Origin of the sequence: Bacillus sp. BPN334 (assembly GCF_008368885.1) — a bacterium.
GTDB classification, from domain to species: Bacteria; Bacillota; Bacilli; order Bacillales; family Bacillaceae_G; genus Bacillus_A; species Bacillus_A wiedmannii.
The window spans coordinates 136,518-158,593 of record NZ_QOZW01000005.1; the positions used below are offsets into that span (position 1 = coordinate 136,518).

The following is a 22,076-nucleotide window of genomic DNA, read 5'->3' on the forward strand; positions in this document are numbered from 1 at the left end:
TTTGAAAACAGGAGGTATCCCCTCCTGTTTTTTACATTGCTATTTTCTTTTTCTTCCGCTAAAGTTAAATGTTGATGCTATAGTTTTGAAGGTGAATATATGACACAAGAAAAATTTTCACAAAAATCATTAACGCACGCTGATATTCCGCGTGCAACATACCATATTCCAAAAACATCTACCCATTTAATTATGGAAGAAGATGCTGATGCAGCGTATTTCCGCGCTCTCGAGCAACAAAATGTATTTTTAAATGAGAAACAATTAGAGGCCGTGCGAACGACAGAAGGTCCTGTCCTTACATTAGCTGGTGCCGGAAGCGGGAAAACCTCTGTTTTAACAACCCGCGTAGGTTATTTAGTAAATGTAAAACAAGTTCATCCACGCAATATTTTACTGCTTACATTTACACAAAAAGCAGCTGAAGAAATCCGAAACCGTGTAGCAAATTTACCTGGTATGAATCGTGCTGCAAGTAGCTACGTTGTTGCTGGTACGTTCCACTCCGTCTTTTTAAAATTGCTTCGTAGTCAAGGATATAATCAGCAAATTTTAGCAAACGAAAAACATAAACAAATTATGATAAAGAAAATCTTAAAAGAGTTACGCTTAAAAGACGATTATGATGCTGAAACGATGCTCGCTATGATTTCACTTGAGAAAAACAAATTGAATCGTCCGAAAGATGTAAAAGCAAAAACACCCGTTGAACAAGAATTTAAAGAAGTATACGAACGTTTTGAAGAAGTGAAACAACGATATAATTATATTGATTTCGATGACATCTTATTAGAAACATATTATATGTTAGAAAATAACACTCCTTTGCTTACCCAATTACAACAACGTTTCCACTATATTGAAGTAGATGAGTTCCAAGATACATCGTATGCACAATATGAAATTGTAAAATTGTTAGCCACGCCAAGAAATAATTTATTTATCGCAGGTGATGACGATCAGGCGATATATGGCTGGCGAGGAGCAAGTCACCAAATTATTTTATCTTTTCCAAAAGAATTTGATAACACTACGATTATCGCACTTAATACGAATTATCGATCCAATCCTTTTATCGTCGGACTTGGAAATGAAGTTATCAAACTAAATCAGGAGCGTTTTGATAAAGAGCTATATTCTGTGCGCGAAGAAGGTGTACAACCTTTTTACGCAAGACCTGCTACGACTCTTGATGAAGCAAATCAAATTTTGCAGCTCATTCAAGAAAAAGTAGATAGCGGCGAACGCAACTATAAAGATTTTTGTTTACTGTATCGCACACATTCTGTAAGCCGTTCGTTACTCGATCAGCTTACAATTCACAAAATCCCGTTTATTAAGCACGGGGCGAGTCAATCATTTTATGAACATTCTTTAATTAAGCCTGTATTAGATCATTTAAGACTGGTGATTGAACCGTTTCGACTAGAATCACTTTCAAATATATTGCCAACGATGTATATCGGGCGTGATGATTGTATTTCATTTATTGAACGTGAACAATGGAAATATGGTGAGGGGCGGTTCCCTTCTCTTCTTCATTTCTTATTATTAAATCCGAGCTTAAAACCTTTTCAAGTGAAAAAGGTAAATGAGCGTATCGATTTTATTAAATTTATAAAAGAATTAGAACCGAAAAAGGCATTAAAAGAAATTATTCATGGTAAAGGAAAGTATTTAGAGTACTTAAAAAGTAACGATCGTTCTTCCTTCACGATGCATAAAGATATACAAGAAGAAATGTTAGAAGAATTAATGGAGTCAGCAACTCGTTTCACCGATATTCCAGCATACTTACAATTTATTGATGAAGCAATTCAAGGTCAAAAAGAAATGGAAGCATTAAAAACAATGCCGGAAAAAAATGCTGTCTCGCTTATGTCTATTCATAACGCAAAAGGCCTTGAATTTCCATGCGTTTTTTTACTTGGAGCGAGCGATGGTATTCTCCCCCATACTTCTTCTTTAAAAGATGCGAATGATCGTGTTACAGAGACTTCTGAAGCTTTAGAGGAAGAACGCCGACTACTTTATGTCGCAATTACACGTGCGAAAGAAGAACTTTACATTTCCTCTCCTCAATTTTTTAGAGGGAAAAAATTAGATATCTCTCGTTTTTTATATACTACGCGAAAAGATTTACCTGAAAAGACATCCACTAAATAAGGATGTCTTTTTTTCATATTGCATTATGTACATCCCTCCTATATAAATTCCATGTTCTTATCATAAGAATTAACGTAATATCAACCATATCCCATTCATATTGTAATAGTGTATGTCAGAACTCACGATAAGGAGTGAACATAATGAGCTGCAATTGTAACGAAGACCATCATCATCACGATTGTGATTTCAACTGTGTATCAAATGTCGTTCGTTTTATACATGAATTACAAGAATGTGCAACCACAACCTGTGGATCTGGTTGCGAAGTTCCATTTTTAGGAGCACATAATAGTGCATCAGTAGCGAATACACGTCCTTTTATTTTATACACTAAAGCTGGAGCACCTTTTGAAGCATTTGCACCAACTGCAAGCCTTTCTAGCTGCCGATCTCCAATTTTCCGTGTCGAGAGTATAGACGATGATGATTGCGCTGTATTGCGTGTATTAACTGTAGTATTAGGTGATACTTCTCCTGTACCACCTGATAATGATCCAATTTGTACGTTTTTAGCTGTACCAAATGCAAGATTAATATCGACCAACACTTGTCTTACTGTTGATTTAAGTTGCTTCTGCGCTATTCAATGCTTACGTGATGTTACGATTTAAAACTAAATAATGAGTTAAGCATGGATTGGGTGGCAGAATTTTCTGCCACCCAATCCATGCTTAAAAGGTATTATTATGTATTTTTTATAAAATTGGGAACTTGTCTAGAACATAGAACCTGTCCTTTTCATTAACTGAAAGTAGAAACAGATAAAGGAGTGAAAAACATGTTCTCTTCTGATTGCGAATTTACTAAAATCGATTGTGAGGCGAAACCAGCTAGTACACTACCTGCCTTCGGTTTTGCTTTCAACGCTTCTGCCCCTCAGTTCGCTTCATTATTCACACCATTACTATTACCTAGCGTAAGTCCAAACCCAAATATTACTGTTCCTGTAATAAATGATACAGTAAGTGTCGGAGATGGCATTCGAATTCTACGAGCTGGTATTTATCAAATCAGTTATACATTAACAATTAGTCTTGATAACGCACCTGTTGCACCAGAAGCTGGTCGTTTCTTCTTATCATTAGGTACGCCAGCTAACATTATTCCTGGATCAGGTACAGCAGTTCGTTCTAACGTTATTGGTACTGGTGAAGTAGACGTATCCAGTGGTGTTATTCTGATTAACTTAAACCCTGGCGATTTAATTCAAATTGTACCAGTTGAGTTAATTGGAACCGTAGACATCCGTGCGGCAGCATTAACAGTTGCACAAATTAGCTAGTAAAAAGCGGTATTTCTTCCTTAGAAATACCGCTTTTTATATTTATAATAAAAAACACTCACAGTAATATGAGTGTTTCATTCTTCATAATGTTTTATTGTGTTCTTCTTTTTCCCGCAATTACATCCCTTTTTCTTCACAAATCCTTGTTGTTGTAATTGTTCTTGGTATGCCTGTTGTTGTGCTTGGTGTTGTTGCTGTATATGATACCATTGCTGCAGGTCATATGAATTTTGCCTTGGACTATTACTCACAGCAAACATCTCCTCTACTGTCAATTCTGTCTATTTACTATATGAACAACTCTTTATTTCCGTTCCCTCATTCTTTTAAACTCCGCTTTTTCTCGTATTATGAAAATATATTATTCTCCTATAAAGTATCCTGTAATCGTTTCAATGATTGCTGCTGCTCCTGCAATAGCTAATAATGCAAGTAACGGCTCTGCAACGATAGGAATCCAATTATATAAAACTAATAAAAAAGCACTAACCCATACACCTGTACACCAATAACAGCTTAATAATTCTCCAATCCACTTTCTTAATCCTTTACCTTTTACTTTTGTAAAAGTTGATACACTTCCATCCGGCTCTGTAATCTCTAATTCATCAATAAACGGTCTTCGCAAAAAAGCTGTAATTTTATCATAAACAATTAAACGGGTGAGCCTAAAAGCAGCTAACGCGAAAATGAAAAATAAAAGCCAACTTGTAAACAGCATGATTCCACCTTCCCTTATCTTCTTTCGCCTATTTAAAAAAAAAGCTCTTGAGATTGTGACCAAATCTCCTCGACTCCAATATCTTATTAATGTAAATACAAACAAGAAGATAAGGAGTGACATTAATGAGTTGTAACGAAAATAAACACCATGGCTCTTCTCATTGTGTAGTTGACGTTGTAAAATTCATCAATGAATTACAAGATTGTTCTACAACAACGTGTGGATCTGGTTGTGAAATCCCATTTTTAGGAGCACACAATAGTGCTTCAGTAGCAAATACACGCCCTTTTATTTTATACACAAAAACTGGAGAACCTTTTGAAGCATTTGCACCAACTGCAAGCCTTTCAAGCTGCCGATCTCCAATTTTCCGTGTGGAAAGTGTAGATGATGATAGCTGTGCTGTATTACGTGTATTAACTGTAGTATTAGGTGATACTTCTCCTGTACCACCTGATAATGATCCAATTTGTACGTTTTTAGCTGTACCAAATGCAAGATTAGTATCGACTAACACTTGTCTTACTGTTGATTTAAGCTGCTTCTGTGCGATTCAGTGCTTACGCGACGTTTCTATCTAATAAGTGAAGTAAACTAAAAAACTATTGGGGTGGTAGAAGATTTCTACCACCTTTACATATTTAAAAGCCGGCCATACTAATCGATTGGATATCATCTATAGACAACTTAATATCTCTCATACTATTTTGCGGCATAATGGATACAATGCCATTACGATACGATATGATTGATCCAATATAAGAAACTGTAGCCGTTTTTATTCTGCACCTTACTTTCGGAATGTAATGAGGACGGTTTAATAAGAAATGAATTTTCTCATCATTATTCATATCCTTAAATGATTTATTATACGGAACAGTTCTCACTGGCTCTTGCTGTTCTTGTACTTGTTCCTCTTCTTCTATTTTTTCTTCTACTTGTTCTTCTTGTTGCTCTTCTTGTTGTTGTTCTATTACTTCTTCCACAGCACTACTTACAGCATTTTCGTTTCTATTACTGCGCTCTTTTCGATCCTCATTTTCAAAGTTTGTTAAGATAATCCTTTTTATTTTCGGTGCAGCAAGTTCCAAATTTACTTGCGCAATATATAACAACGGTTTTCCAACTGTTGAACTTTTATTTTTATTCTTCACACTCGTCCCTCCCACTTCCATACGTAGCTGAATAAATCGTGTACTATTATAGTTATATTCATAACGTGGTAAGAACTTTCGTTAAAAATCATTCTTTCTAAGAACAAATAAAAAGGACAATCTCAACATTTAGAGATTGTCCTTTAAAAATGAAAATTATATTTATCCTAGGATATGATACCCTGAATCAACGTGAATGTTTTCTCCTGTTACGCCGCGTGCTAAATCACTGAATAAGAATACTGCTGTATCGCCAACTTCTTCTGGAGTTGTTGTACGACGAAGTGGTGCGCGCTCCTCAATTTCTCTTAAGATTGAGTTAAAGTCGCCTACACCTTTTGCAGACAACGTACGAATTGGTCCTGCAGAAATAGCGTTAACGCGAATGCCGTGTTGACCTAAATCGTTAGCTAAATATTTCACGCTCGCTTCTAATGAAGCTTTCGCAACACCCATTACGTTATAATTTTTCACAACGCGCTCGCCGCCAAGGTATGTTAACGTTAAAATATTTCCGCCTTCTGTCATTACTTTCTTCGCTTCTCTTGCTACAGCTGTTAAAGAGAATGCACTAATATTTTGTGCAAGTAAAAATCCATCGCGAGAAGTATCTACAAATTCACCTTTTAAATCATCACGATTTGCAAAAGCAATACAGTGTGCAACACCGTGAATTGTACCAACCTCTTGCTTAATTGTTTCAAAGCAAGCTGTAAGTTCTTCATCATTTGTTACATCACAAGGTAATACAAGTGATTCTTGTCCTTCTAATGTGTCCGCTAATTCACGAACGTTTCTTTCTAAACGTTCTCCTGCATATGTGAATATTAATTTTGCACCTGCATTATGCAAAGAGCGAGCAATTCCCCACGCAATACTTCTTTGGTTCGCAACGCCCATAACAACAAATGTTTTCCCTTGTAATAGTTCCATGATATATCCTCCCAGAATTGCTTATACTTGTTATTAGTACCTGATACTATAATTATAGTACCATAAAACCTCTTAAAGGCAAACAAAAAAGTCATTAACTTAAATTTTGTTAATGACTTTTTGTTTCTATAAAAAACCGCTCTAATCCTTCTTCCCAAGAAGGCATTTGTGAAAAACCATTTAATCGTAGCATGTTATGTTGAAAAACAGAATATTTTGGTCTCGCTGCCGCTGCTCCAAATTCTTCAGTTGAAACTGGTAATACATTCACTTTCATATTTGCATACGCAAATATTTTTTTTGCAAATTCAAACCAAGAACATGAGCCTCTATTTGATACATGATACGTACCATATAAAGAAGTATGAATGAGCTTATTAATCATCACATTTAAATCCGCCACATAAGTAGGAGAGCCGATTTGATCCGCTACAACAGACACTTCTGTCCTGTCTTTCCCTAATCGCATCATCGTTTTCACAAAATTATTTCCATGCTTACCATATAACCACGATGTGCGAACGATAAAATATTTATTATGTAACTCTTTGACGAACTGCTCTCCTGCATACTTAGAAGCTCCGTATATATTTATTGGCGACGGATTCTGAAATTCATCATACCCTTCCGGTCTGTCGCCCTGAAATACATAATCAGTACTAATATAAACTAACTTTGCCCCTACTAATTGTGAAGCAACCGCTACATTTCGAGCTCCTATTGCATTTATTACATAAGCAAGATCTTGTTCTTTCTCAGCATGATCAACCTTCGTATACGCTGCACAATGAATAATTATGTGTGGCCTTACTTCTTGTACCACTTGCTGCATTTGGGATATATTTGTTATATCTAGTAACTTTTTATCAAATGGATATATGTCATATTCTTCAGGATTTAACTCTTCTTGTAGTTGCTTTCCTAATTGACCGTTTGCTCCCGTTATGATAAGCCGTTCTTTCATTTCTATGCCCCTTACTTTTCTTTTAGTGGTGTCCACCATTCTATATGATGTTCATACCATTCCACAGTTTCTTTTAGCCCCTGTTCAAACGTATACTGCGGTTCCCACCCAAGCTCATTCTTCATCTTTTGTGCATCAATCGCATAACGACGATCATGCCCTAAACGGTCTGTAACATACGCAATATCTTCTTTCGTTTTTCCTAAGAGAGAGATAATTTGTTCCACAACATCTAAATTCGTTTTTTCATTATTTCCACCTATATTATATACTTCTCCTATACGTCCCTTATGCAGAACAACGTCAATCGCACTACAATGATCCGTTACATGTAACCAATCTCTTACATTTAATCCATCGCCATATAACGGTAGTTTTTTTCCTTCCAGCGCATTCGTAACCATTAATGGAATTAATTTTTCAGGATATTGATACGGCCCATAGTTATTGGAGCAACGCGTTACTATAACTGGTAATTGATATGTTTTATAATAAGATAAAGCTATCATGTCGGCGCTCGCCTTGCTTGAAGAGTATGGACTATTTGGAGCTAATGGGGTTTCCTCGGTAAATCGCCCTGTTTTCCCTAAAGAGCCGTACACCTCATCTGTTGATACTTGCACGAGTTTGATATGTGGATATTTTTTTACTAATTCTAATAAGGTGACTGTCCCAATTACATTTGTATCATAAAAAGGGATCGGATTTTCAATACTACGGTCCACATGTGATTCAGCTGCGAAATTTACAATCACATGGACGTCTCGCTCTTTTATGACATGCTCTAGCAGCTCTCCATTTTGAATTTCCCCTTTTACAAAAGAGTAATTCGGATGCCCTTGAAGAGGCTTCACGTTATTTAAATTCCCGCTATATGTTAATGCATCGAAATTAATAATTTTATATGTTTCATATCTTTGTAACATGTAATGAACAAAATTACTTCCAATAAATCCGGCCCCACCTGTTACTAATATATTCATATAACAACTCTCCTACTCAAAAGCTATCTTCACATTCCTGAAGTAACGGTAATATTCGATCTTTATCAGACAAAATAGGACTTGTTACCGGCCATGGAATTGCTAATTCTTTATCGCTCCAAAGTAACCCTGAGTCATGCTCGGCGCTATAATATTCATCTACTTTATACATAACAATCGTATGCGGAACAAGTGTACAAAAACCATGTGCAAATCCTTTTGGCACTAATAATTGCCGGTAATTATCTGCACTTAAAATATATCCTCTCCACTGTTGAAACGTTGGGGAATCTTTTCGTAAATCGACGATAACGTCATAGATTGCTCCTTGCATAACTTGAATAAGTTTCGTTTGTGCTTTCGGATTTTTTTGAAAGTGTAATCCCCGAATCGTTCCCGACCTAGCTGAATAAGATACGTTATCCTGTACAAATGAATAAGTAATCCCTAATGTTTCTAGCACCTTCTTATTATAACTTTCTGTAAAAAAGCCACGCTCATCTCCAAATAACCTCGGTTCTAACAATTTTGCGTCGGTAAAGTTTGTTTCTACAACTTTCATATTCTCACCTATTCTCCGTTAAACTGTTTCCCAAAGTTTATATCCCTCGCTAACGTATTCGCCTTTTGAAGAGAAACATGAGTTCCCGCATCTGTCCACCAACCGCTCATTTCATTATAAGTAAGTACCCCTCGTTTTAAATACCAATTATTAATATCTGTAATTTCAAGTTCTCCCCTTGCGGAAGGTTTTAATTCTTTTATATAAGAAAAAACTTTCGAATCATACAAATAAATCCCTGTAACTGCATAGGAACTTTTCGGCTCTTTCGGTTTTTCTTCAATTTCAATTATTTTTCGGTTTTGAATATTTGCTACACCAAATCTCTCCGGATCATCTACAGATTGTAGCAGTACTTTCGCACCCTCTTTTTGACTTGCAAACTCTTCAACATACGGACGAATATCATCAGAAAAGATATTATCGCCTAATATAACTACCATACGATCGTTCCCGACGAAACTCTCACAGAGCCCTAATGCTTGTGCAATTCCGCCAGCCTTATCTTGCACACGATACGTAAAAGACACACCAAACTCTTGACCGCTCCCTAAAAAACTAACAACATCTCCCATATGTTCTTTACCTGTAATAATCATAATATCTGTAATTTCGCATTGTTTTAGCTTATATACCGCATGATATATCATTGGATAACGTCCAACAGGAAGCAAGTGTTTATTCGTTACTTTCGTTATAGGATATAATCTCGATCCAGTTCCACCTGCTAAAATAATTCCTTTCATCCTGCATCTCTCCCTTATGATGGAGATAGTATATCTTTGTAATGTTCTACAAACACTTTCCGATCCTTCTCATATGTATCCGCATCAAACTCATCCCCGTTGTAGTGAATACACCATAAATTTGCTTGATTAGGGATACCAATTAAATAACCCGCCTTTTGAAATTCTAAAGACTGCGACACATCATAAAAGTGGAATCCTTGAAACAAGTCTTCTCGCCACGGAATATCATATTGTGTGGCCATTAATAATCCATCAATTGCTTGAACTGACATAAATGATTGATTCCCATAAAACAGCTGATCTAAATTTAATAATTGATAATTCTGTCTTCTGTACTCAATCACTTTCCCGACCAAATTTTTCCCTTCCCACCATATCCCGTTACTCGGTAAAAACTGAGCACCAGCTACGCCAATTAAACCAAGTTTTTCGTTATCTTTAAAAAGTGAAATGAGTGTATAAAACATCTCACGATTAATAAGATAAGTATCTTGATGTATATAAACCTTATACTTCGCGGGATATGAAAGTGCTCGGTTATATGCACTTGCCATACTTTTCGCATCTCGTATCGGAAAAATTTGTACGACATAACCAGGGGGAACAAAAAGGTTTCTTATTTGTCTCTCACATTGTTCAAATAGCTCTTCATTATTTATACAAACAACGACTAATATTGTATGATCTTTCATTTTGTAGCCCCTCTATTCGTCTTGATTTACATCTGACATATAGTGCTCCACAAATATTTTTCTATACTTTTCATAGTTTGTCATATTCACATCAATATGATAATGAATGCACCACGCATCACGCTGTACAGGAACCCCAACTGTATAGCCTGCTTTTCTAAATTCAAATGATTGAGACACATCATAATAGTCAAATCCATCAAACAAGTCTTCCCGCCACGGAATATCGTATTGCGTTGCCATTAATAATCCGTCAATACATTCAACTGGCATAAATGTTTTTGAGTCATGATACGGCTTTTCTTGACTCGCCATATAAAATAAATCATTCATATAACCAATGACTTTTCCAACAACTCCTCTGCCTACATTCCATATTCCATTTGGAGGAACATATTGGGCTCCAACCATACCAATCATTCCAAGATGTTCATGTTCCTGAAACAATTGAAGTAATCCATATAAAAATCCTACATTTACAATGAAAACATCTTGATGTATATACACTTTATATTTTGCTGGATGCGAAATTGCTTTATTATATCCACTCGTCATACTTTCTGCGTTTCGAATCGGCATAAATTGTATCGTATATCCTGGAGGAACTGGCAATTGTAATATATGTCGCGCACATTGTGCATACATTTTCCGATCATTTATACACGTAACAAATAATATTGTTTTATCTGCCGCACTCATAATTGTGATTTTTCTGCTTCAATAATATATTGAAATACAACCGTCTCAGCCATGAAGCCACTTCCAAGACGATATTTTTTACAAATTCCATATAATTCCTCAATAAGCGGTTCATACATTTTATGATCAACATATACACGATCTACTTTACTAATTGAATAGCCTGCTTTTAAAAACATTCGTAGCATTTCATTAAATGTAAAGAAACGAATATGTGTTTTATCTAATAAACCATATTCTGTATACGTCCAATTTCCAGCGAGTAGGGGCGCTAATACTGAAATGTGAGAAACGTTCGGGATACTAGCCAAAATTACACCATTTTGCTTTATATATGGTTTTACTTTTTCTATTACAGCCCACGGATCAAATAAATGCTCTAGTACGTCACCAAATATAACGCAATCAAATTGCTCCTCCTCATACGGCATATCCATTGTTTCTATATCACCTAAAACAACATGATCTAGTTTTTCTTTTGCTTGTTCTGCCGCCTCTTGGAATGCCTCAATTCCTGATACACGTGTGCCATTTTCTTTTATGGCAGCTCCCAATGCACCACTCGAGCAACCGATATCAAGAACTTCTTTCCATTCCTTTTTTATATGCTTTAATAAATTCGGATTCACTGCATTATAATAATGCCCGGACTTTTCTTCGTATAAAGAATTTTTTGGGGAATTCATTTTACACACTCCTTATGCAAATTGAATTTGAAATATAAATCTCATCTAAAGTCTATAGATGTAACCAGTACTGGTTACATTGCCGATACTTTACTATATAGCCAATCTATTAGAGTTAGAATCGTGCTACATCATTTCTAGAAAAACGCAACCTATAACGATTTATATTGTTTATCAAAAACACTCCGAAAATATTTACGGTTATATTCAATTGCAGCATTATTTGGAACATAAGAAGCTGCTAATTCATTGTAATAATAAGCTTTATCTTGCTCGCCTAACTTGCTATAACAAATACACATTTGTAAATAGGGAATCCATGTGTAGCTAGCTGGACTGTGAAAAGGACTCTCTGTTGCCATTGTCACTTCTGTTGCAAGTTTAAACCAAAAAATTGCTTCATTGTATTTTTGTTGATCCATATATATATATCCTATTCTTGTACAATTCTCTCCTCTAGGGACATCATACCGAAATGACTTTACACAAGATTCAACTGCCTTCTCCCACATTCCAAGCTTTGCATAGCAATCTCCTAATTTACCACATGCATAAATTTTCTCTTCATACCAACCTTCATCTTGATTAAGAAATGTTTTATAAAGTAAAACTGCATCATCATATTTTTGATTATCCATAGATTCATTCGCGTAATAAAACAAATCTCTCGGACTCAATTCTTCTCCAGCTGCTACAGCATCCTGAAAAATTTTCAAATTGCGGTTCGTTACTTTCTTTTCTTTTTTATGCGTAACCGCAACATTACTATTAAAAATCTCACCAAAAATAGCTAAATACTCATGCACCTTTCCAAACCATTGAAATTCTTTTTCACGCTTTACAAGCCGATATCTTTTTGTACAATATAAAGGTTTCCCATTAGAATCCATTACAAGATGATAAGGCATCGAAACAGCATCCACATTAGAATCTAATTCTTTTTTTAATAGCTTCAATGCCTCTTGAGCATCTTCTAATAACACATCATCAGCATCTAGCCATAATATATATTCTTGCGTTGCTTTTGAAAAAGAAAAATTTCTAGCTGCCGCAAAATCATTAATCCATGGAAAGTCATATATGTTAGAGGTATATTGAGCTACAATTTCTTTCGTTCGATCAATGGAACCTGTATCAACTATAATAATTTCATCAACGATTTTTTCTACTGCATCTAAACATCGACCGATTGTATCTTCCTCATCTCGAACAATCATACATAGACTAATTGTAATTCCTTGCTTGTTCAACATAATCACCCTCTTCCAAATCAATCATATGTTATACATACAATAAACTTTCCACTTTTTTAACTTGCACAAGCAGTTTAAGATTTCTTTTCAATAATTCAAATGTCCGTGTCATTTTCTTCCGGTTTTGCATCTACTATATAATGAACGCTTTATGGAGGTGAATTTATGTCAAATAATAATTATTCAGATGGATTAAATCCCGATGAATCTTTATCAGCTAGTGCATTTGACCCTAATCTTGTAGGACCAACATTACCACCAATACCACCGTTTACCCTTCCTACCGGGCCGACTGGACCGACTGGACCAACTGGGCCGACTGGGCCAACTGTACCAACTGGACCTTCTGGACCGACTGGACCAACTGGACCGACTGGACCGACTGGGCCGACTGGACCAACTGGACCGACTGGGCCGACTGGGCCGACTGGACCGACTGGGCCGACTGGGCCAACTGGGCCAACTGGGCCAACTGGGCCAACTGGGCCAACTGGTGCTACTGGACCGACTGGCGCTACCGGACCGACTGGACCAACTGGGCCAACTGGGCCAACTGGGCCGACTGGGCCTTCTGGCTTAGGACTTCCAGCAGGATTGTATGCCTTTAACTCAGCTACAGTTTCTTTAGCTCTTGGAATTAATGATCCAGTACCATTTAATACCGTTGGATCTCAGTTTGGTACAGCAATTTCTCAAATGGATGCCGATACTTTCGTAATTAGTGAAACTGGTTTCTATAAAATTACTGTTATTGCTTATACAGCGGCAGTAAGTTTATTAGGAAGTCTTGGAATTCAAGTTAATGGAGTTAATGTACCAGGTGCGGGCACAAGCTTAATTTCACTTGGAGCTCCTATCGTTATCCAAGCCATTACACAAATTACTACAACACCATCACTCGTTGAAGCAATTGTTACAGGAATTGGATTATCACTAGCTCTTGGTACAAGTGCATCAATTATTATTGAAAAAATCGCTTAATTTTGTACTTAGCAGTAAAACTGATATCAGTTTTACTGCTTTTTCATTATTAAATTCAATCATTAAATCTTTCTTTTCTACATAGTCATAATGTTGTATGACATTCCGCGGGAGGCACTTATATGGAAAATAAATCAGCTGTTCAGCTTTATCTTGAGCTATTAAAGAAAACAATTTTATTTGAAATATGGTTAGAATACGAACCATACTTACCTGCTTCGTTACATATATCTAAAGAGCTATCCTATGAACCAGTTACAGTTCCGCTTCCTTTATTTCTCAAGCAATACGTAGAAAATCACAATTTGAAAATCGTTGATCCTAACGTTTCAAAAAGTGAGCGTCAAGGTGGAAAGGATTGGCCAAGAGCAGCACACAGTATGGTTGGTCGAAAACGTATGAATCAATTACATGAGGCTATGGAAACTGTTGTAAGGGAAAATATAGAAGGTGATTTTATTGAAACTGGTGTATGGCGCGGAGGATCATGCATTTTTATGAATGGTTTTTTACAAGCAAACAACATTACGGATCGTACTGTGTGGGTTGCCGATTCGTTTGAAGGTCTGCCAGCACCTAACTTAGAACAATATCCGAAAGATTACGGTGATTATTTACACACATTCGATTACTTACGGGTTTCTTTAGAAACAGTACAAGAAAACTTTAGAAAATACGATTTATTAAATGATCAGGTGAAATTTTTAAAGGGTTGGTTTAAAGATACATTGCCTTCAGCACCGGTAGAAAAAATTGCAATTGCTCGCCTTGATGGTGATATGTACGAATCAACGATGGATAGTCTTGTAAACTTATACGATAAAGTTTCAACAGGTGGCTATATTATTATTGATGATTACGGATTGGTAACATGTGCAGAGGCTGTAATTGATTTCAGAAAGGAAAGAAACTTACAAGCTCCTATTACTAAAATTGATGATTTCGGTATTTATTGGCGAAAAGAATAGAATATAACTTTATTTTTTGAGGGGTCCTATTACACTACTTATTTATAAAAACTAATTGTGTAAAGTTCCCCTCACTATAAATGATTAACTTATATATACAATAGAAATCCCCTACTTTACTACAAGGACGGAGTGAATGTATGAACGAAAACGAGAAAAAAATCACATTAATTCCACCACCAGAACTCGTTCAATATGTAGGTGGTAATTTTGAAGAAGTTGGAAAAGAGTTTATGCAGTATTTTATTGAAATTGGCAATTTAAAATCAAATGAAACAGTGTTAGATGTAGGCTGCGGCATTGGCCGAATGGCGGTTCCATTAATGAACTATTTAAGCGATGAAGGTACTTATTATGGATTTGACTTATTCAATGCGGGAATTACATGGTGCAAAAATAACATTTCTACACGCCGTAACAATTTCCATTTTGAACATGTCGATATATATAATCAATTCTACAATCCCGATGGAAAAGAAGATGCTTCCCAATACAAGTTTCCATATGAAGATGAATCATTCGATTTTATTTTTTTAACGTCTGTATTTACCCATCTCCTTCCGAAAGAATTAGAACATTACGTATGCGAGATCGCACGAGTTCTGAAAAAAGATGGGAGATGTTTTATTACTTTCTTTTTAATTACCCCTGAATCATCCTATTATTTAAATGCAGGACTAAGTACGTTAGGTTTTTATCATCAAATTGACAATTGTTATGTTCTAAATAAAGATATCCCTAATTTCGCAGTTGCCTATCCTGAGGAAGATATTCGTACCCTATTAAATAAATATGGGCTAGAAATACAGTCCCCCCCTCATTATGGTTCATGGTGTAGCAGAACTGAACACACAAGTTATCAAGATATTATTCTTACACAAAAAACTTCTGAAAGGTAGTTGTATATGAATAATATAAAAAATCCGCCTCTCGTTTCCATCCTTATTCCCACCTATAATCGACCACATTATTTTAAAATTGCTTTAGAAAGTGCATTAGCACAAACGTATTCAAATATTGAAATTATTGTAGGGGACGATAGTACAAATAATGAAACAGAAAAATTAATATACAGACATTATTTACATAAGCATAAACATATAACATACATTCGAAATGCCTCTACTCTAGGACAATTTCATAACGCCCTTATGCTCTTAGAACAGTCAAATGGAGAGTACATAAATTTCTTAATGGACGATGATACATTTTATAATAATAAAATCGAAAAAATGATGTTTTATTTCCAACAAGACCTCAATAAAAATCTCGCACTTATCACATCCTATCGCACTTGGATTGATGATAATGGAGATATAATTGAACAACATCCCTCCATGAAAAAATTATATGAGGAAGATACTCTACTAAATGGGAAAGATTTTGGAAACCGTATGCTTATGGCAGGACAAAATATTATCGGTGAGCCTACAATCGTACTCTTTAGAAAAAGCCTATTAACGGAACCTTTCGGCACTTTAAATGGCAGAAAATATGGTTGTAGTGTTGATATGGCCTCTTGGATAAGTTTACTTTCAAAAGGTGATGCAATGTATATAACTGAGCCCTTAAGTTCATTCCGTCTCCATACTGGACAGCAAGTACGTCACAAATTCCTTGAGGGCTGTGAAGATTTTTCTCAGCTCGTTTTAACCTCGAAAAAGTATGGTTTCTTACAAGACGCCAAGTATTATAAAAAAGGTTTGATAAGAGCTTACGGATGGTATAAAAATGCGACCAAATTTTACGATCTATTTCCAAACCTCATTCCAGATAAAAATACACATGCACGACTTTCTTATTGTTTAAATATCATTACAAAAGAGCTCCGTGCAATATAGTCCATCACAAGGGAGGAGCTATTCCTTCCTCGTGATGTATGACTTCCCACAAATAGTGGAATAAATGTATGCATAGTCTGCTTGTATATTATTTTTATCATGAAATGATCCATATACTTACTAGGCAATAGAAAGGAATACATACATTGAAAGATCCAAATTCTCAATATCAAATAGACTACGTATTACTATTCATCTTATTTGCCATTGGGACTGTTAGTTGCTTTGCAATTGCAAGTGCACAAGCCTCTTTACCACCATTTTTGCAAAGCGTAAATTTTGTATTAAAGCAAATCCAATGGTACTTCATTGGATTTATAGCCATTGGTATGATTATGATTATTGATTTCGATCGTTATCAAAAAATTGCTTGGTATTTATATAGCTTTGCATTGGTACTACTTATTGGACTAGAACTTCAAGTACCAGGTGCTGTTACAATAAAAGGTGCTACCGCTTGGTACAGGCTTCCCGGCCTCGGAAATTTCCAGCCGTCTGAAATTATGAAATTGTTTTTAATTATCGTCACTGGACGAATTATAGCAAATCACAATGAGAAATATTTTTTCCGGACAATACACGGCGATTTTTTATTACTCGGAAAAATATGTGCAACGAGTTTGCCACCCCTACTACTTATTGCAAAGGAACCTGATTTAGGAAACACAATGGTAATTTCAGCTATGCTCGCAGCAATGATACTAGTTTCTGGTATACGTTGGCGGTTTATTTTCGGATTAGTTTCCGGTATCTTTGCTGCTGGCGTTACATTAACGTATATTTTTTTTACTCATACAAAATTCTTTAAAGCACACATTTTACAAGAATATCAACTAAATCGCTTCTACGGCTGGTTAGCGCCATACAAATATGATGCACAAGGCTATCAATTAAGACAAGCTTTCTTAGCTACTGGATCAGGGGAAATGCAAGGAAAAGGTTGGGAAAATGGACAAGTATACTTTCCAGAACCACATACAGATTTTATTTTCACCAATGTCGCTGAGCAATTCGGATTTTTAGGCGCAAGTGTCATTATTTCACTTTTTTTCTTACTTATTTTCCGCATGATTCATATAGCTTTAGAAAGTAATGACCCTTTCGGTAGTTACATCTGTGCTGGTACAATCGGAATGTTTACTTTTCAAGTATTTCAAAATATCGGGATGACCATCGGATTACTACCTATTACAGGAATCACATTGCCCCTTATGAGCTACGGAGGAAGTTCCTTACTCACATACATGATAGCGCTTGGATTCGTTTTAAACGTTCGCTCAAGAACGAAAATCTTTATGTTTAAATGACGTACAAAAACAGTATATTTTTATCTCTATCCTTTTTTAGATATACTAATGAAAAATATGGTGGAGGTTTAAATATGAAATTTGACATTATAGGGGATATTCATGGATGCTTTCAAGAGTTTCAAGATTTAACGACGAAACTCGGATACAACTGGAATAGTGACCTGCCGTTTCACCCTGACCAACGTAAGCTTGCATTTGTTGGTGATATTACAGATCGCGGCCCTCATTCATTACGTATGATTGAAATTGTATGGGAACTTGTCATAAATAAAAAAATAGCTTATTACGCTCCGGGAAATCACTGTAATAAACTATACCGTTTTTTCCTTGGGCGTAATGTGACAATCGCTCATGGACTCGAAACAACTGTTGCCGAATATGAAGCACTGCCTTCTCATAAACAAAACATTATAAAAGAAAAATTCATCACACTTTATGAGCAATCCCCTTTATATCACGTACTCGATGAGAAAAGGTTAATTGTATGTCACGCTGGAATTCGGCAAGATTACATAGGAAGACAAGATAAAAAAGTACAAACCTTTGTATTATATGGCGATATTACAGGAGAAAAACATGCTGACGGCTCTCCTGTCCGTCGCGACTGGGCAAAAGAATATAAAGGAAAAGCTTGGATTGTATATGGACATACACCCGTTAAAGAACCTCGCTTCGTAAATCATACAGTCAATATTGACACTGGCGCTGTATTTGGTGGCAAACTAACCGGACTACGTTACCCTGAGATGGAAACCGTGTCCGTCCCTTCCTCCCTGTCTTTTGTCCCTGAAAAATTTCGCCCAATTTCATAACTATCCTTATTTCAGATACCATTCACAAATTACGAGGATTACCGTATCATTTAGGCTGTTCTCCTATAAAAACTAGGTAAAGTAATTAAAAAAAGATGCAATAAAGTGCATCTTTTTTTAATTACACGGCATATACTGTCGCAGGAGGTGACAGAATGAAGAAAAAATCTTCTAAACAAAAAAGAAAATGCCCGCCTTTTTATCTACCCATGTACGGAATTAACAACTGGTGCAGCATTCGAGCTGCAGCTTTAGAAGAACCGGACGGACAAGGGGCTTCCCCCAAAAACAAAGCTAAACCAAAATATGTCTCTTTAGAAAATGCTGTAATGAGCCGCATAATCGATAATAGAAAAACAAAGATGCAGCAAAAAAATAAACCTCTCTCTACTCACCCTGAACAGATTGTGCCTTCTGAGCAAACAGAGAAAAATACAGAAGAAGACATCCCTGTAGCAATTAATAAAAAAGCAGAATCAGAAATTCCAGCTGCTATTATAAATCAAGTGAAAAAAATGAGAGAAGCATTAGCACCATCCAATGATATACAAACAGAAAAAACGATCATAATTCAAACTCCTACACCTGAAAATACAAAAGTAAAAAAAGGCGGACGGTATGCACATGCAGAGGGGCTTCACTCTAATGCAGAGGGTACAGCTTCACATTCAGAAGGGCTTCTTACACACGCAAAAGCTTCTTTCTCTCATGCGGAAGGATCAAAAACGAAAGCAACTGGACATAGTTCCCATAGTGAAGGAAGTGAAACGACAGCAGGTGGCTCTTATTCTCATGCAGAAGGTAAACATACAATCGCTTTAGGCGAAGCAGCACATGCAGAAGGAACCGCGACTATCGCTAACGGATTCTCTTCTCATGCGGAAGGTAATCATACATCAACAGCTCATTTTGCGGGTAGCCATATTATGGGGCGCTTCGGCATAGCAGAAGAATCTTATTCTTGGTTTATTGCAAACGGCACAAATGAAACCGATCATAATATCGGTGCAAAGTGGCTTGCTCATAATGGGGAAATGTATATTGATGGCGCTTCTTACAATGCAAGTGGAACTGATTTTGCACAAATGTTTGAAACAGCAGACAATCATTTTATTGATGTAGGTTATTTCGTTACATTTAGTAGCGAAGAAAAAATTCGGATCGCTACTTCAAATGATTCATTCATTTTAGGAATATCTAGTGCAACCCCTGCCCTTATAGGAAATAGCGGTGCTTTAAGTTGGCAAAAACGCTATAAAACAGATAACTTTGGAAAACGCCAATATGTACGTACGGAATCGCAAGACATACAACCTCTTTTAAATACAGAATGGGATCCAACTTGCAAATATATAGCAAGAAAAGATCGTACCGAGTGGCTTCCTGTCGGATTAATTGGACAAATGTTAGTACGCGATGACGGCACTTGCGAAACGCATGGATATTGTCGTCCAAATAACGATGGCATTGCTACAAAATCCGAAAGTGGCTTTTTCGTTATAAAGCGCACGGGTGAAAATCAAATTTTAATATTATTCCGCTAAGAAAAAGGGAACAAAATTCTTCGTTACATAAGAATTTTGTTCCCTTTTTAAGTATGCCTTAATACCTCTTCCATATCGCTTGGAATCGTTGTAGTGAAAGACATTTCCTTCTCTAAAATAGGATGATAAAACGTCAAAGATGTACTATGAAGTGCTTGACGTTTTATCACATCTCTTCGTCCTCCATATAAATCATCACCAAGTAACGGGTGGCCTATATGAGCCATATGTACACGAATTTGATGCGTTCTTCCGGTCTCAAGCTCAAGTGATACATGTGTCTTATGATTGGCGCTATCCATCATTCTAAAATGAGTAACTGCTCTTTGCCCATTTTCACAAACGGTTCGCTCAATAATGCTATCCGATTTTCGTCCAATCGGTGCATCAATCGTTCCTTCTCGTTCTATCATCTCACCGTGAACAATTGCTTCATATGTTCTTTTCACAGCTTTTTGTTGATGCTGTTTCGATAAAAGATGATGCACGAAACGATTTTTTGCAATAAGCATAAGCCCTGAAGTATCACGATCTAATCTTGTTACGATGTGCACCGTACTTGCAAGATGCTGCTTATCATAATAAGATAAGAGCGCATTCGCAACACTCCCTGCCGGATGTTCTCTAGACGGAATCGTTGACATGTTCGCCTCTTTGTTTATGACAAGAACCGCATCATCTTCATATACAATACTTAAAGGGATATCTTCTTTAATCATCCCTTCACTTCTTTCTTCCACTGGAAAAAAGACACGTAATTCTTCACCAGCTTGCAACTGATGACGAACACTCGCATGTTGATTATTTACTTCAATAGCTCCGCCGCGAAATTTTATATCCGTTAAGGCGGCTTTAGAAATCCCTTTTGTTTTTAAAAATTCTCTAACTAAAGTTCCCTCTTCAGCCGATTCTATATCCCATTTCAATGTAAATCTGTTCAAATATATAAACCCTTTCTATTTATCTGCAACAAACGAGTCACGAACTCGTTTCCAGAACGGGAATGGACGGAAACGAACAAATCGTACTTTCTCGTTTGCAACGCGATACTGGATTGATTTCACATCTTGATGAACCATCGTTAAATGGTCCACCGTAATCTGTAAGTTCATTCCTGCAGCCGGCTTCAACACACATGTATGATGCTTCGGCAATACGAGTGGCGAGCCTACAGTACGAAACACACGGTTATTAATAGATGCCATTTCTGCAATTTGAATCGCTTCAATAGAAGGGTGAATAATCGCTCCGCCAAGCGCCTTATTATACGCAGTACTTCCCGAAGGAGTAGAAATACAAAGACCATCTCCGCGGAACGTTTCAAAGTACTCTCCGCGTATTTCTACTTCTGTTACTAATGTACCTTCTGCACTTTTTACAGTTGCTTCATTCATCGCCAAATACTGTGATTCTTTACTCCCATTCACATAGCGAATAATCACTTCTAAAAGCGGATATTCCACCACTTGGAATGGTGTTTTAGCAATTGCAATTACTAATTTCTCTACTTCTGTCGGTAACCAATCTGCATAGAAACCTAAATGCCCTGTATGTACACCAACAAATGCTGTTTCATCCAATCGATTATAATAACGATGAAACGCGTATAAAAGCGTTCCATCTCCCCCAACAGAAATTACAATATCGGGTTCCTTTTCATCCATTATAAATCCAAAATCTAGCAAGTATTCTTTCATCGTGCTTGCCAGTGTATCTGATGATTGATCTCCCTTTGACATAATTGTAAATTTCATCGCCCAACACCCT

Annotated in this window: 25 protein-coding genes; 11 read left to right on the plus strand and 14 right to left on the minus strand. The window is 36.4% G+C overall.

Annotated features, from left to right (window positions below):
• Window positions 1-99: 99 nt before the first annotated feature.
• From DN393_RS04930 to exsF, 3 genes are all read left to right on the plus strand, one after another.
• The gene (locus DN393_RS04930; protein WP_064476794.1) at window positions 100-2,166 is read left to right on the plus strand and encodes an ATP-dependent helicase; all 2,067 of its coding nucleotides are present in this window, start codon (window positions 100-102) and stop codon (window positions 2,164-2,166) included.
• A gap of 143 nt (window positions 2,167-2,309) precedes the next feature.
• Window positions 2,310-2,780 (plus strand): spore coat protein CotY, encoded by a 471-nt coding sequence (cotY, locus tag DN393_RS04935; protein WP_064476795.1) that lies wholly within the window; start codon window positions 2,310-2,312, stop codon window positions 2,778-2,780.
• A gap of 167 nt (window positions 2,781-2,947) precedes the next feature.
• Entirely contained in the window at window positions 2,948-3,451 is a 504-nt protein-coding gene (gene exsF, locus DN393_RS04940) for an exosporium protein ExsF (RefSeq protein ID WP_000492933.1), read from the plus strand.
• A gap of 77 nt (window positions 3,452-3,528) precedes the next feature.
• Here exsF and DN393_RS04945 read toward each other — a convergent pair whose 3' ends face one another.
• Both DN393_RS04945 and DN393_RS04950 read right to left on the minus strand, forming a co-directional pair.
• On the minus strand, window positions 3,529-3,714 hold the full coding sequence (locus DN393_RS04945; RefSeq protein ID WP_033657682.1) for a hypothetical protein: 186 nt from the start codon (window positions 3,712-3,714) through the stop codon (window positions 3,529-3,531).
• A gap of 101 nt (window positions 3,715-3,815) precedes the next feature.
• The gene (locus DN393_RS04950; RefSeq protein WP_000899661.1) at window positions 3,816-4,175 is read right to left on the minus strand and encodes a DUF1360 domain-containing protein; all 360 of its coding nucleotides are present in this window, start codon (window positions 4,173-4,175) and stop codon (window positions 3,816-3,818) included.
• Window positions 4,176-4,300: 125 nt separating this feature from the next.
• On the opposite strand from DN393_RS04950, the gene exsY reads away from it, so the two are divergent.
• The gene (gene exsY, locus DN393_RS04955; protein ID WP_001277728.1) at window positions 4,301-4,759 is read left to right on the plus strand and encodes an exosporium assembly protein ExsY; all 459 of its coding nucleotides are present in this window, start codon (window positions 4,301-4,303) and stop codon (window positions 4,757-4,759) included.
• 60 nt (window positions 4,760-4,819) lie between these two features.
• Here the strand turns inward: exsY and DN393_RS04960 are convergent, their stop codons facing one another.
• The 10 genes from DN393_RS04960 to DN393_RS05005 form a co-directional block, all read right to left on the minus strand.
• Window positions 4,820-5,353, minus strand: a complete 534-nt coding sequence (locus DN393_RS04960) for a spore coat CotO family protein (RefSeq protein WP_064476796.1) — start codon at window positions 5,351-5,353, stop codon at window positions 4,820-4,822.
• Between the two features lie 141 nt (window positions 5,354-5,494).
• Complete coding sequence (gene fabI, locus DN393_RS04965) at window positions 5,495-6,265, minus strand: enoyl-ACP reductase FabI (RefSeq protein WP_000421885.1); 771 nt, start codon at window positions 6,263-6,265, stop codon at window positions 5,495-5,497.
• Window positions 6,266-6,374: 109 nt separating this feature from the next.
• Entirely contained in the window at window positions 6,375-7,229 is an 855-nt protein-coding gene (gene rfbD, locus DN393_RS04970) for a dTDP-4-dehydrorhamnose reductase (protein ID WP_000664550.1), read from the minus strand.
• Window positions 7,230-7,240: 11 nt separating this feature from the next.
• Window positions 7,241-8,212: a dTDP-glucose 4,6-dehydratase gene (gene rfbB / locus DN393_RS04975; protein WP_064476797.1), complete on the minus strand. Its 972-nt coding sequence runs from the start codon at window positions 8,210-8,212 to the stop codon at window positions 7,241-7,243.
• Between the two features lie 16 nt (window positions 8,213-8,228).
• A complete protein-coding gene (gene rfbC / locus DN393_RS04980) occupies window positions 8,229-8,774 on the minus strand; it encodes a dTDP-4-dehydrorhamnose 3,5-epimerase (RefSeq protein WP_088048331.1) in 546 nt (181 codons plus the stop codon).
• Between the two features lie 8 nt (window positions 8,775-8,782).
• Window positions 8,783-9,520: a sugar phosphate nucleotidyltransferase gene (locus DN393_RS04985; protein ID WP_000676179.1), complete on the minus strand. Its 738-nt coding sequence runs from the start codon at window positions 9,518-9,520 to the stop codon at window positions 8,783-8,785.
• 14 nt (window positions 9,521-9,534) lie between these two features.
• The gene (locus DN393_RS04990) at window positions 9,535-10,215 is read right to left on the minus strand and encodes a glycosyltransferase family protein (RefSeq protein ID WP_000651513.1); all 681 of its coding nucleotides are present in this window, start codon (window positions 10,213-10,215) and stop codon (window positions 9,535-9,537) included.
• A 12-nt stretch (window positions 10,216-10,227) separates the two neighbouring features.
• Window positions 10,228-10,914, minus strand: a complete 687-nt coding sequence (locus tag DN393_RS04995) for a glycosyltransferase family protein (protein WP_064476799.1) — start codon at window positions 10,912-10,914, stop codon at window positions 10,228-10,230.
• On the minus strand, window positions 10,911-11,600 hold the full coding sequence (locus tag DN393_RS05000) for a class I SAM-dependent methyltransferase (RefSeq protein ID WP_001087871.1): 690 nt from the start codon (window positions 11,598-11,600) through the stop codon (window positions 10,911-10,913). Before DN393_RS05000 ends, DN393_RS04995 begins: the two co-directional genes overlap by 4 nt.
• 152 nt (window positions 11,601-11,752) lie before the next feature.
• Window positions 11,753-12,853: a glycosyltransferase gene (locus DN393_RS05005; protein ID WP_000932898.1), complete on the minus strand. Its 1,101-nt coding sequence runs from the start codon at window positions 12,851-12,853 to the stop codon at window positions 11,753-11,755.
• 165 nt (window positions 12,854-13,018) lie between these two features.
• On the opposite strand from DN393_RS05005, the gene DN393_RS05010 reads away from it, so the two are divergent.
• From DN393_RS05010 to DN393_RS05040, 7 genes are all read left to right on the plus strand, one after another.
• Window positions 13,019-13,834: a BclA C-terminal domain-containing protein gene (locus DN393_RS05010; RefSeq protein ID WP_149173338.1), complete on the plus strand. Its 816-nt coding sequence runs from the start codon at window positions 13,019-13,021 to the stop codon at window positions 13,832-13,834.
• A 122-nt stretch (window positions 13,835-13,956) separates the two neighbouring features.
• Window positions 13,957-14,802, plus strand: a complete 846-nt coding sequence (locus DN393_RS05015; protein WP_064476801.1) for a TylF/MycF family methyltransferase — start codon at window positions 13,957-13,959, stop codon at window positions 14,800-14,802.
• A gap of 140 nt (window positions 14,803-14,942) precedes the next feature.
• Window positions 14,943-15,701 carry a class I SAM-dependent methyltransferase gene (locus tag DN393_RS05020; RefSeq protein ID WP_064476802.1) on the plus strand — a complete coding sequence of 253 codons (759 nt, stop codon included), beginning with the start codon at window positions 14,943-14,945 and terminating at the stop codon, window positions 15,699-15,701.
• A 6-nt stretch (window positions 15,702-15,707) separates the two neighbouring features.
• Window positions 15,708-16,643: a glycosyltransferase family 2 protein gene (locus DN393_RS05025; RefSeq protein WP_088048328.1), complete on the plus strand. Its 936-nt coding sequence runs from the start codon at window positions 15,708-15,710 to the stop codon at window positions 16,641-16,643.
• Window positions 16,644-16,789: 146 nt separating this feature from the next.
• Window positions 16,790-17,950, plus strand: coding sequence for an FtsW/RodA/SpoVE family cell cycle protein (locus DN393_RS05030; protein WP_064476804.1), 1,161 nt, complete (start codon window positions 16,790-16,792; stop codon window positions 17,948-17,950).
• A 74-nt stretch (window positions 17,951-18,024) separates the two neighbouring features.
• Window positions 18,025-18,765, plus strand: coding sequence for a bis(5'-nucleosyl)-tetraphosphatase PrpE (gene prpE / locus DN393_RS05035; RefSeq protein WP_064476805.1), 741 nt, complete (start codon window positions 18,025-18,027; stop codon window positions 18,763-18,765).
• A 155-nt stretch (window positions 18,766-18,920) separates the two neighbouring features.
• A complete protein-coding gene (locus tag DN393_RS05040; protein ID WP_064476806.1) occupies window positions 18,921-20,309 on the plus strand; it encodes a peptidase G2 autoproteolytic cleavage domain-containing protein in 1,389 nt (462 codons plus the stop codon).
• Window positions 20,310-20,356: 47 nt separating this feature from the next.
• On the opposite strand, the gene DN393_RS05045 is transcribed toward DN393_RS05040, so the two are convergent.
• Window positions 20,357-21,250 (minus strand): RluA family pseudouridine synthase, encoded by an 894-nt coding sequence (locus DN393_RS05045; RefSeq protein WP_064476807.1) that lies wholly within the window; start codon window positions 21,248-21,250, stop codon window positions 20,357-20,359.
• A gap of 15 nt (window positions 21,251-21,265) precedes the next feature.
• Window positions 21,266-22,063 (minus strand): NAD kinase, encoded by a 798-nt coding sequence (locus DN393_RS05050; RefSeq protein WP_000673190.1) that lies wholly within the window; start codon window positions 22,061-22,063, stop codon window positions 21,266-21,268.
• Between the last annotated feature and the right edge of the window lie 13 nt (window positions 22,064-22,076).

Excerpts from the sequence above, each read along its gene's own strand:
- DN393_RS04930 (WP_064476794.1), top strand. The coding sequence starts at position 100 with ATGACACAAGAAAAATTTTCACAAAAATCATTAACGCACGCTGATATT.
- cotY (WP_064476795.1), top strand. The coding sequence starts at position 2,310 with ATGAGCTGCAATTGTAACGAAGACCATCATCATCACGATTGTGATTTC.
- exsF (WP_000492933.1), top strand. The coding sequence starts at position 2,948 with ATGTTCTCTTCTGATTGCGAATTTACTAAAATCGATTGTGAGGCGAAA.
- DN393_RS04945 (WP_033657682.1), bottom strand. The coding sequence starts at position 3,714 with ATGTTTGCTGTGAGTAATAGTCCAAGGCAAAATTCATATGACCTGCAG.
- DN393_RS04950 (WP_000899661.1), bottom strand. The coding sequence starts at position 4,175 with ATGCTGTTTACAAGTTGGCTTTTATTTTTCATTTTCGCGTTAGCTGCT.
- exsY (WP_001277728.1), top strand. The coding sequence starts at position 4,301 with ATGAGTTGTAACGAAAATAAACACCATGGCTCTTCTCATTGTGTAGTT.
- DN393_RS04960 (WP_064476796.1), bottom strand. The coding sequence starts at position 5,353 with ATGGAAGTGGGAGGGACGAGTGTGAAGAATAAAAATAAAAGTTCAACA.
- fabI (WP_000421885.1), bottom strand. The coding sequence starts at position 6,265 with ATGGAACTATTACAAGGGAAAACATTTGTTGTTATGGGCGTTGCGAAC.
- rfbD (WP_000664550.1), bottom strand. The coding sequence starts at position 7,229 with ATGAAAGAACGGCTTATCATAACGGGAGCAAACGGTCAATTAGGAAAG.
- rfbB (WP_064476797.1), bottom strand. The coding sequence starts at position 8,212 with ATGAATATATTAGTAACAGGTGGGGCCGGATTTATTGGAAGTAATTTT.
- rfbC (WP_088048331.1), bottom strand. The coding sequence starts at position 8,774 with ATGAAAGTTGTAGAAACAAACTTTACCGACGCAAAATTGTTAGAACCG.
- DN393_RS04985 (WP_000676179.1), bottom strand. The coding sequence starts at position 9,520 with ATGAAAGGAATTATTTTAGCAGGTGGAACTGGATCGAGATTATATCCT.
- DN393_RS04990 (WP_000651513.1), bottom strand. The coding sequence starts at position 10,215 with ATGAAAGATCATACAATATTAGTCGTTGTTTGTATAAATAATGAAGAG.
- DN393_RS04995 (WP_064476799.1), bottom strand. The coding sequence starts at position 10,914 with ATGAGTGCGGCAGATAAAACAATATTATTTGTTACGTGTATAAATGAT.
- DN393_RS05000 (WP_001087871.1), bottom strand. The coding sequence starts at position 11,600 with ATGAATTCCCCAAAAAATTCTTTATACGAAGAAAAGTCCGGGCATTAT.
- DN393_RS05005 (WP_000932898.1), bottom strand. The coding sequence starts at position 12,853 with ATGTTGAACAAGCAAGGAATTACAATTAGTCTATGTATGATTGTTCGA.
- DN393_RS05010 (WP_149173338.1), top strand. The coding sequence starts at position 13,019 with ATGTCAAATAATAATTATTCAGATGGATTAAATCCCGATGAATCTTTA.
- DN393_RS05015 (WP_064476801.1), top strand. The coding sequence starts at position 13,957 with ATGGAAAATAAATCAGCTGTTCAGCTTTATCTTGAGCTATTAAAGAAA.
- DN393_RS05020 (WP_064476802.1), top strand. The coding sequence starts at position 14,943 with ATGAACGAAAACGAGAAAAAAATCACATTAATTCCACCACCAGAACTC.
- DN393_RS05025 (WP_088048328.1), top strand. The coding sequence starts at position 15,708 with ATGAATAATATAAAAAATCCGCCTCTCGTTTCCATCCTTATTCCCACC.
- prpE (WP_064476805.1), top strand. The coding sequence starts at position 18,025 with ATGAAATTTGACATTATAGGGGATATTCATGGATGCTTTCAAGAGTTT.
- DN393_RS05040 (WP_064476806.1), top strand. The coding sequence starts at position 18,921 with ATGAAGAAAAAATCTTCTAAACAAAAAAGAAAATGCCCGCCTTTTTAT.
- DN393_RS05050 (WP_000673190.1), bottom strand. The coding sequence starts at position 22,063 with ATGAAATTTACAATTATGTCAAAGGGAGATCAATCATCAGATACACTG.